Here is an 8,237-nt window from a genome sequence, read left to right as displayed (position 1 = left end):
GTGATGATGGCCCTGGTCGCGGCGCCCGAGGGCGGGTACACCGCGGCCGAGCTGGCCGAGCGGCTCGGCGTCTCCCCCGCGGCGGTGTCGGGGGCGGTGCGCTACCTGCAGCAGCTGCACTTCATCCAGCGGCGCCCGCGGCCGGGTGAGCGCCGCGACCGGTACGCGTTCGTGCACGATCCCTTCTACCGCTCGATCGTGGGCAACCTTCCCGTGTACGCGCGGCTCGCGGAGTACATCGACGACATCGCGGGCGCACACGGCGACGATCCCGACGCGCAGGCGCGGGCGGTCGAGCTGGCCGCGTTCTTCCGGTTCCTGTCCGCGCGCATGGGGCAGATCGTGGAGGAGTGGCACGAGTCGCGGCACGACCGGAGCTGATCGTCGCGATCCCGAGGGTTGACACACGCGTGGGTTACATGGTTACTTAGTCGAGTAAGTAACCCACCAACCCAGCGGAGGACTTGTGATCGAAGAAGGCAAGCCGCTCTTCCTCCAGATCGCCGAGCAGATCGAGGACTCGATCCTCGACGGCTCACTCGCCGAGGAGGCGCAGGCCCCTTCCACGAACGAGCTCGCCGCGTTCTACCGCATCAACCCCGCCACGGCGGCGAAGGGAGTCGCGATGCTCACCGACAAGGGAGTGCTCCACAAGCGCCGAGGCATCGGCATGTTCGTCTCGGAAGGCGCCAGGGACCTGCTCCTCGGCGAGCGCCGCGCGGCCTTCGCCGACCGCTACATCGACCCGCTCCTCGCGGAGGCCCGCACGCTGGGCCTCGGCGCGGAAGACCTCGCGGACCTGCTCCGGCAGCGCGCCGCACACACCCCCACCCCAGAAGGGAAGAACCCCGCATGACCGCCGTCATCGAGGTGCAGAACCTCACCAAGCGCTACAAGGAGAAGAGGGCGCTCGACAACGTCTCGCTCGCCCTCGAAGGGGGCTCGATCTACGGGCTCCTCGGCCGCAACGGTGCCGGGAAGACGACCCTCATGTCGATCCTCACGGCCCAGAACTTCGAATCGTCCGGCACCGTGAAGGTGTTCGGCGAGCACCCGTACGAGAACGCACACGTGCTCGGCCGCATCTGCTTCGTGCGCGAGAGCCAGAAGTACCCGGACGACGCCTACCCGAAGCACGCGTTCAAGGCCGCGAGCCTGTTCTTCCCGAACTGGGACCAGGCGTTCGCCGACGAGCTGATCGCGGAGTTCCAGCTGCCGATGAAGCAGACCATCAAGAAGCTGTCGCGTGGACAGCTCTCGGCGGTCGGCGTGATCATCGGACTCGCCTCGCGCGCCGAGATCACCTTCTTCGACGAGCCGTACCTCGGGCTCGACGCGGTCGCCCGGCAGATCTTCTACGACCGCCTGGTGGAGGACTACTCGGAGCACCCGCGCACCATCATCCTGTCCTCGCACCTGATCGACGAGGTGTCGAACCTCATCGAGAAGGTCATCGTGATCGACAACGGACGGATCCTGCTGAACGAGGACACCGATGCCGTGCGCGACCGCGCGGTGACCGTGGTGGGCGAGGCCGCGAAGGTCGACGCCTGGGCGGAGGGCCGCGAGATCCTGCACCGCGACGAGCTCGGCCGCGTGGCCTCGGTCACCGTCATGGGCCGGCTCTCGCCCGAGGAGCGCTCCGCGGTCGTCGCCGCGGGCCTCGACCTCACGCCGGTGTCGCTGCAGCAGCTCGTCGTCCGGCTCACCCAGAAGAACGACGCCGCCGCCGACAGAGCCGGTGCGGTGAAGGAGGAGGTCCGCTGATGCGCACGTTCAACGTCATCCGCCTGCAGCTGATCAACAAGGGCACCTTCATCTGGTACCCGCTCATGATCCTCGGCGCGGCCACGATCATCTCGATCCTGATCTACGCGATGATCCCCGTCGACACCCCCAAGTACGGCGGGGGCGGCCAGGCGCCGCTCTGGTACTTCTTCGCAGTAGGCATGTCGGCGATGACCCTCACGTTCCCGTTCTCGCAGGCGATGAGCATCACGCGCCGGGAGTTCTTCTTCGGCACGATGCTGACGGCCATCCTCGGCAGCGCGATCATGGGCGTGCTCTTCCTGATCGGCGGCGGCATCGAGATGCTCACCGACGGCTGGGGGGTCAACGGCTACCTGTTCTACCTGCCGTGGCTGTGGGATGCGGGACCCCTGGGCGCCTTCGTGGTGTTCTTCACGCTCGCCCTGTTCTTCTTCGTGGTCGGCTTCACCGGCGCGACGATCTACAAGAGCTGGGGTCAGCTGGTGCTGCTGATCGTGAGCATCGGCCTGGGGCTCATCCTGGTGGGGCTGGTGTTCCTCGCGACACGGCTCGACCTGTGGAACCACGTCGGCGCGACGATCATGGACCTCGGCGCCCTCGGCCTGGCCGTGTGGGGCCTGGTGATCACCGCCGTCCTGACCGTCGTCTCGTTCCTCGCCTTCCGGCGGACCATCCCCTGATCGGATCACCCGGCACGAGGGATGCCGCGGCCGCGCACTCGGTGCGGGCCGCGGCATCCGTGCGTCCGGGCACTACCCGCAGACCGCAGCGGAGGCAACCCCACTCCTCCGCCGTCCGTTCGCGCGTAACGTCCAGGAGCAGAACCCGCCCGCCCGAAGAGAGAGGATGCCGTGACGCCCGAGGAACGCCGCCTCCGCGACCACCCGCGCCTGCGCCTGCGCGAACGCCGGTCGTACCTCTCGCGCACCCTGCGCGATGCCGTGCGACCGCCGCGGCTGCTGCTCGTGGCGAAGACGGCGCTCGCGGTCGGGCTCGCGTGGGCCGTCGCGCCGCACATGCCGGGCGTCACCGACGAGTATCCGTACTACGCGCCGCTCGGTGCTCTGGTGAGCATGTACCCGACGCTGATGGGCTCGATGCGATCGAGCCTGCAGACGCTGTTCGGGCTCGCCGCGGGCATCGGCCTGGCCGCCCTGATCGTGCTCACCGTCGGTCCGACGTGGTGGACCATCCCGCTCGTGGTGGGTCTGGGCGTGCTGCTGTCGGGCACGGGATGGTTCGGCGCCGGACGCGAGTACGTGCCGATGGCCGCGCTGTTCGTGCTGATCATCGGGGGACAGAACGCCGACGACTACTCGGTGGGGTACCTGGCGCAGATGGCCGTCGGCGTGGTGATCGGGCTCCTGGTGAACGTGCTGATCGCGCCCGCACCGCTCGCCGCGGCGGCTGCGTCGAGAGTGGAGTCCTTCCGCACGCAGCTGGGCGAGCACCTGCACGACATCGGATACGCGGTGTCGGAGTCGTGGCCGCCGGAGACCGCGCAGTGGGCGGAGGACGCGGCGTCCCTCGCCGAGACCACCGCCGATCTGCGGGCGGCGCTGACCGAGGCCGACGAGAGCGTGCGGTACAACCCACGCGCGCGACGCCGGCACGTGGGGACAGCGCACATCCACGAGGACCTCTCGACGCTCGACCGCATCGCCCACCTGATCCGCGACATCGCCGATGCGACCGCCGACACCATCTGGGACCGGCCCGCCGCCATCCCGCTCGACCCCGCGCTGCCCGAGCCCCTGTCGGCGGCCTGTCACGCGGTGGCCGACGTGATCGCCGAACCCGATCCCGGATCAAGCGAGGCGCACCGCCGGCGGGGTGAGGCCGCGCGGGCGATCCGCCTGCTGCTGGAGCGTGTGGACGACCGCACGTTCGACGCGCGCAGCACGATGGGTCCCGGCGTGCTGACGGCGATGCACCTGCGGAGGATCCTGATCCTCAGCGGCGAGCGCCCGGACGGCGACGCGTGAGCGAGGGCGATGCGTGAGCCAGGGCGACGGGTGAGTCAGGGCGACGGGTGAGTCAGGGCGACGGGTGAGTCAGGGCGACGGGTGAGTCAGATGGTGTCGTCGGCGACGACGATGTCGAGCTGCCAGTAGCGACCGTCGGGGTCTGTGGCGTCGTGCGCATCGTCGGCCGCCGACAGCACGTCGTTGACCTGGCGCATCACGTCTTCGAACTCGGCCTCGGTCAGGCGGATCGTGCGCTGCACGAACGACGCGTGTACCTCGGTCGTGCGGCCGGCGACGTACTCGGGGCTCCAGGCGAGTACGCGGCGCACCAGCTCGCCGTGCTCCTCCGCCAGGGCGGCGACCACCGCGCCGCCGAGCGCCTCATCGGCCACCGGGTTCTGCGGGTCGCCGAGGTTGAGGGCGCGCTTGCGTCCGGTCCAGACCCGGTCGCGGCGGTCGCGCGCGCGGTCGGGGGCCTCCTCGATGAGTCCGGCGTCGGCGAGCACCCGGAGGTGGAAGCTCGCGCTGTTCGCGGGAACGCCGAGCTCGGCGGCGATGTCGGCGGCCCGCAGGTGCTCGCGGCGCGCGATGAGGCGCAGGATCCGGCGGCGCAGCGGATGCGAGTAGGCCTTCAGCATCGCCGAGGTCATGAAGACGGCGTCGTCGCCCGCGCTCGTCCCCGCGTCGTCGGCCATGCCCCGATCCTACCGGCGGACAATTGCGCACCTCTAGTTGCGCAATTTATGTTGCGCATCTATGGTCGAGCCATGACCACCGCCACCACCCCCCACCGCCTGTGGCGCAACACCCGCTACCTCACCTGGCTCGTGAGCGACACCAGCAAGGGGCTCGCCGCCTCCCTGTTCGGCTTCGCCGTCCCGCTCCTGGCACTCCTCATCACGAACGACCCCGCGCAGGCGGGCATCATCGGCGCCGCCGGACTCGTCGCCCGCGTGCTGCTCACGCTCGCCGGGGGCGTGCTCGCCGACCGCCACCGGCGCATCGTCCTCATGCTGCTCGGCTCCCTGCTGGGCATCGTCCTCGCGGGCGCCTTCACTCTGCTCGCGATCGGCGACGCCCTCACCTTCATGTCACTGCTCGTGATCGACGTGCTGCTCGCCGCCCGCAGCGGCCTGTTCGACGTGGCCGGCGAGAGCGCGCTCAAGGAGATCGTGCCCGACGAGGCGATGGGCCGCGCCCAGGCCGCGAACCAGGGCAGGGACGCGGCGCTCCAGCTCGCCGGCGGCCCGCTGGGCGGACTGCTCCTCGGCCTCGGCGGCTGGGTGGTCGGTGCGGTCATGACGCTGTGCCACGCCGTCGCCGCGGTGACCGCCTGGATGCTGCGGCGCCAGACGCGACGGGCGGGGATCGCCGACACCGGAGCCGAGGACGACGACGTGCCGGCGGACGAGCCGGCCCTGCGTCCCCACGCGGGGCGCGAGCTGCGGGAAGGCTTCACGTGGCTGCTCTCCCGCCGCGACCTCGGTGGCGTGATGATCATCCTCACCATCGTGAACCTCGGGTTCAACGCGGCCATCACGACCGTCGTCTACGCGCTGCAGCAGGCGGGGCACTCCGAGCTGCTGATCGGCACCCTGAGCGCGGTGATCGGCGCGGTCATGCTGGTCGGGGCCGTGCTGGCGCCGCTGCTCGTGCCGCGCGTCCCCGCGGGCATCCTCACGGTGGGCGGCCTCGCCGTCGTCGCGCTCGGCGCCGTCGCCCTCACCACGGTGCGCGAGCCCTGGGCGATCGCGGTGGTGCTCGGCGCGTCGGTCCTGCTGCTCCCCGCCCTGAACGCCGCCCTCCTCGGCTACTTCATGGTCGCGACACCCTCGCGGCTGCTCGGCCGCGCGAACAGTGCCATCGGGGTGCTCGCGATGGGAGCGATGCCCCTGGCCCCGCTGATCGCCGGGTTCGGGCTCTCCTGGCTCGGCCGCGAGGGCACGATCCTCGTCTGCGCCGGCCTGTGCCTGGTCGCGGCCGCGCTCGCGCTCGGCAATCGCGCGCTGCGTGCCCTCCCGGTCGAGGCGCGGTGGGCCGAGCACGCGGCCACCTTCGCGGCCGAGTAGCGCGAGGGCGGGCGGGAGTCAGGCGCCGATCAGTCGACTGACGGCCAAGCGGTTGAGCGACACGTGCTGCTCCGCCGCGTCGATCGCCAGCCGACGGTGCGCCTCCGGTGTGAGCCGAACCAGGAACTTGCCGGAGTAGGAGCGGTCGGAGATGGCCACCGGCGGCTCCTCCCCGTTCGCCGTCATGTCGTCGAGCACATCGGCGACGAGCTGTCGGATACCCCGGAACGCGTCGCCCTGGTCCTCAGACACCCAGGACAGCGAAGGCAACTCGGCAACCGTGCCGACATACGCGGCGTCCTCCGGGGACCATCGAACGCGGTATGCGTAGTGGTCAGGCTTCACTGTCGACATGTCCCGCTCCCTTCAGTCTGTCGATCGCCGCCAGGACCTGCCGGACCTGGTAGGCCTTCGCCGTTCCGTGATCGCTCTGGATGTTCACCCGCGGGTCTCCTGCCCAAGGCATTCGATACACGCGGTGGGAGGTGCCGCGCTGCCGCGGCTCTCCGAAGTGATGATCGCAAACCTTCACGAGGTCGGCGAATCGCACGCCTTTCGGTTGCGCCCGCATGCGTGCAACGAGGCCTTCCACAGATCCCATGATCGTGGATGGTATCAATAACGATACCATCCACGATCCGGCTGTGGAAAGCCCGCCCTCATGTATCACCGGGCTCTTGCCGTGCTCCTGGTAGGTGTGATCACAATGGGCTTCATGATCGACGGTGCCTCCGGCGCCGCCCCCCTCGATCCTGCATCCGACGACGGCCGGGCACGGTGGGAACGTGCCGCTGACCTGTTCGGCGCATGGCGCGAAGGCGACGGCCGCGCGATGGATGAGCTCGTGCGACTGCTGTCGCCCGTGCTCTGGCACGTCGTCCGCGCCTACGGGCTCGAACGCACCCTCGCGGAAGACGTGGTGCAGACCACGTGGCTGCGGCTCGTCCGCGGTCACGGCTCGATCGCCGACCCACGCGCCGTGTCGGCCTGGCTCACCACGACCGCCCGCCGCGAGGCGTGGAAGGCCGCGAAGGCCAACGGCCGCATCGACACGACCGAGGCCGACGACCTCGACACCCTCCTGCCCGAACAGGCCTCGGCCGAGGACCACGCGACGCTCGGCGACGAGAACCGCCGACTCTGGCTCGCCGTGCGCCGCCTGACCGAGCGGTGCCAGCGCCTGCTCCGCGTGATCGCCTTCGACGACCGCCCCGACTACGCCCGCCTCGCGACCGACCTCGGCATGCCCGTCGGCAGCATCGGGCCGACCCGCAGCCGGTGCCTCGCCAAGCTGCGCGACCTGCTCGACGCCCCGGCGCCGCACACCGGAGGGGGACGCTCATGAGCGATCACGACGACGCCCGCCTGTTCGCGCGCCTGCGCACCGTGTGGGACGAGGTCGACCCAGTGCCGGCCGGACTGATCGACCGCATGGTCGCCGCGGTCGCCGCCGACGGGCTCAACCGCGAGTACGCGCTGCTGACCCTCGTGGAGGGGCAGCTCGGCGCCGTGCGGGGAGACGCCGACGCGCTCACGCTGCAGTTCAGCGACGGCATCACGAGCATCCTGCTGCACGTGACCACCACCGCGTCCGGACGGCGTCGCGTCGACGGCTGGGTCGACACCACCGCCGCGCGGATCGTGCTGGCCCAGGGCGACCGCACGCGCACCACGACGCCCGCGGAGACCGGGCGCTTCCAGTTCGACGACGTCCCGCCCGGGCTCAGCCGCGTGCGGCTGACCACGCTCGACGGCGACGAGGAACGCACGCTGGAGACCCCGCAGTTCGAGCTGTGACGGCGGGCGATGGAGCCCGCACGGAGAGGATGACCGATGGAGCAGCCCCAGGGATGGACGTGGCAGGACCGCGCGGAGGGATCGATCCGCCGCGGCACCGCTCTCGACCCGAGCACGGAACCGGTGGGCGGCATCCGCGCCTTCCCCACCGCGTACCTGCCCGAACGCCTGCTGATCACGCGCACCGTCGGTGACCAGGAGGCATACGACCGCGAGGTGCGCACGCTGCGCGACGCCGCCGACACCTTCGGCTGGCGGCTCGAGATCGAATCGGCGGAGCGCGAGGTCGGCGGCGACGAGCTGGTACCGGGCGTCGCCGGGTTCCTGCGCGCGCGCCTGACCACGCCCGATGAGCCGACCAGGGGCGAGTCGCCCGTGGCACCGGACGCCTGGCGGGTGCTGCAGCGGGCACGGCGCCTGTCGCGGTCGACCATGCCGCGCACGAGCCTCGAGCACGTGCTGTCGATCGACCCCGTCGGCCTCAACCCCTTCACGCGCACGAACCCGTTCACACGCACCAACCCGTTCACCCGCACCAACCCCGTGCGCGGCGCCGGTGCGGGCACCGGCGGCAGCGACGACTACCTGGAGCCGGGCCGCGGGGCACGGCAGCCCGTCTCGTGGCTGGGGCCCG

General features: G+C 70.8%; 11 protein-coding genes and 1 pseudogene. 9 read left to right on the top strand and 3 right to left on the bottom strand.

Features of this window, described 5'->3' with window-relative positions; all coding sequences use genetic code 11:
* The 5 genes from DW309_RS08560 to DW309_RS08540 form a co-directional block, all read left to right on the top strand.
* Positions 1-381, top strand: a 381-nt coding sequence (locus DW309_RS08560; protein WP_136045130.1) for a GbsR/MarR family transcriptional regulator, incomplete at its 5' end; no start/stop codon positions are given.
* A gap of 85 nt (positions 382-466) precedes the next feature.
* Positions 467-856 carry a GntR family transcriptional regulator gene (locus DW309_RS08555; protein ID WP_136045129.1) on the top strand — a complete coding sequence of 130 codons (390 nt, stop codon included), beginning with the start codon at positions 467-469 and terminating at the stop codon, positions 854-856.
* Positions 853-1,767 (top strand): ABC transporter ATP-binding protein, encoded by a 915-nt coding sequence (locus tag DW309_RS08550; RefSeq protein ID WP_136045128.1) that lies wholly within the window; start codon positions 853-855, stop codon positions 1,765-1,767. The genes DW309_RS08555 and DW309_RS08550 overlap by 4 nt, the downstream gene beginning before the upstream one ends.
* Entirely contained in the window at positions 1,767-2,450 is a 684-nt protein-coding gene (locus DW309_RS08545; RefSeq protein ID WP_136032232.1) for a hypothetical protein, read from the top strand. Before DW309_RS08550 ends, DW309_RS08545 begins: the two co-directional genes overlap by 1 nt.
* Positions 2,451-2,621: 171 nt before the next feature.
* Positions 2,622-3,755, top strand: coding sequence for an FUSC family protein (locus tag DW309_RS08540; RefSeq protein WP_240753165.1), 1,134 nt, complete (start codon positions 2,622-2,624; stop codon positions 3,753-3,755).
* A gap of 86 nt (positions 3,756-3,841) precedes the next feature.
* Here DW309_RS08540 and DW309_RS08535 read toward each other — a convergent pair whose 3' ends face one another.
* Positions 3,842-4,432 (bottom strand): winged helix-turn-helix domain-containing protein, encoded by a 591-nt coding sequence (locus DW309_RS08535; RefSeq protein WP_136036253.1) that lies wholly within the window; start codon positions 4,430-4,432, stop codon positions 3,842-3,844.
* A gap of 72 nt (positions 4,433-4,504) precedes the next feature.
* Here DW309_RS08535 and DW309_RS08530 point away from each other — a divergent pair, with 72 nt between their 5' ends.
* A complete protein-coding gene (locus tag DW309_RS08530) occupies positions 4,505-5,806 on the top strand; it encodes an MFS transporter (RefSeq protein WP_136045127.1) in 1,302 nt (433 codons plus the stop codon).
* A gap of 18 nt (positions 5,807-5,824) precedes the next feature.
* Here DW309_RS08530 and DW309_RS08525 read toward each other — a convergent pair whose 3' ends face one another.
* A complete protein-coding gene (locus DW309_RS08525) occupies positions 5,825-6,160 on the bottom strand; it encodes a type II toxin-antitoxin system HicB family antitoxin (protein ID WP_136032239.1) in 336 nt (111 codons plus the stop codon).
* Positions 6,141-6,407: a toxin HicA gene (locus tag DW309_RS08520; RefSeq protein WP_136032240.1), complete on the bottom strand. Its 267-nt coding sequence runs from the start codon at positions 6,405-6,407 to the stop codon at positions 6,141-6,143. The genes DW309_RS08525 and DW309_RS08520 overlap by 20 nt, the downstream gene beginning before the upstream one ends.
* A 114-nt stretch (positions 6,408-6,521) precedes the next feature.
* Between DW309_RS08520 and DW309_RS08515 the strand changes: the two genes are divergently transcribed.
* The 3 genes and pseudogenes from DW309_RS08515 to DW309_RS08505 all read left to right on the top strand — a co-directional run.
* Entirely contained in the window at positions 6,522-7,151 is a 630-nt protein-coding gene (locus DW309_RS08515) for an RNA polymerase sigma factor (protein ID WP_240744591.1), read from the top strand.
* Positions 7,148-7,603 carry a hypothetical protein gene (locus DW309_RS08510; protein ID WP_136045126.1) on the top strand — a complete coding sequence of 152 codons (456 nt, stop codon included), beginning with the start codon at positions 7,148-7,150 and terminating at the stop codon, positions 7,601-7,603. Before DW309_RS08515 ends, DW309_RS08510 begins: the two co-directional genes overlap by 4 nt.
* Positions 7,604-7,639: 36 nt before the next feature.
* Positions 7,640-8,237: pseudogene (locus DW309_RS08505) on the top strand (hypothetical protein); the annotation flags it as partial.

It is taken from the genome of Microbacterium sp. K41 (genome assembly GCF_004794395.1).
Taxonomy (GTDB): Bacteria; Actinomycetota; Actinomycetes; order Actinomycetales; family Microbacteriaceae; genus Microbacterium; species Microbacterium sufflavum.
Note: the sequence above shows the minus strand (reverse complement) of the source record. Positions and strands in the feature narration are given on the sequence as shown.

Excerpts from the sequence above, each read along its gene's own strand:
- DW309_RS08520 (WP_136032240.1), bottom strand. The coding sequence starts at position 6,407 with ATGGGATCTGTGGAAGGCCTCGTTGCACGCATGCGGGCGCAACCGAAA.
- DW309_RS08535 (WP_136036253.1), bottom strand. The coding sequence starts at position 4,432 with ATGGCCGACGACGCGGGGACGAGCGCGGGCGACGACGCCGTCTTCATG.
- DW309_RS08530 (WP_136045127.1), top strand. The coding sequence starts at position 4,505 with ATGACCACCGCCACCACCCCCCACCGCCTGTGGCGCAACACCCGCTAC.
- DW309_RS08525 (WP_136032239.1), bottom strand. The coding sequence starts at position 6,160 with ATGTCGACAGTGAAGCCTGACCACTACGCATACCGCGTTCGATGGTCC.
- DW309_RS08550 (WP_136045128.1), top strand. The coding sequence starts at position 853 with ATGACCGCCGTCATCGAGGTGCAGAACCTCACCAAGCGCTACAAGGAG.
- DW309_RS08515 (WP_240744591.1), top strand. The coding sequence starts at position 6,522 with ATGATCGACGGTGCCTCCGGCGCCGCCCCCCTCGATCCTGCATCCGAC.
- DW309_RS08510 (WP_136045126.1), top strand. The coding sequence starts at position 7,148 with ATGAGCGATCACGACGACGCCCGCCTGTTCGCGCGCCTGCGCACCGTG.
- DW309_RS08545 (WP_136032232.1), top strand. The coding sequence starts at position 1,767 with ATGCGCACGTTCAACGTCATCCGCCTGCAGCTGATCAACAAGGGCACC.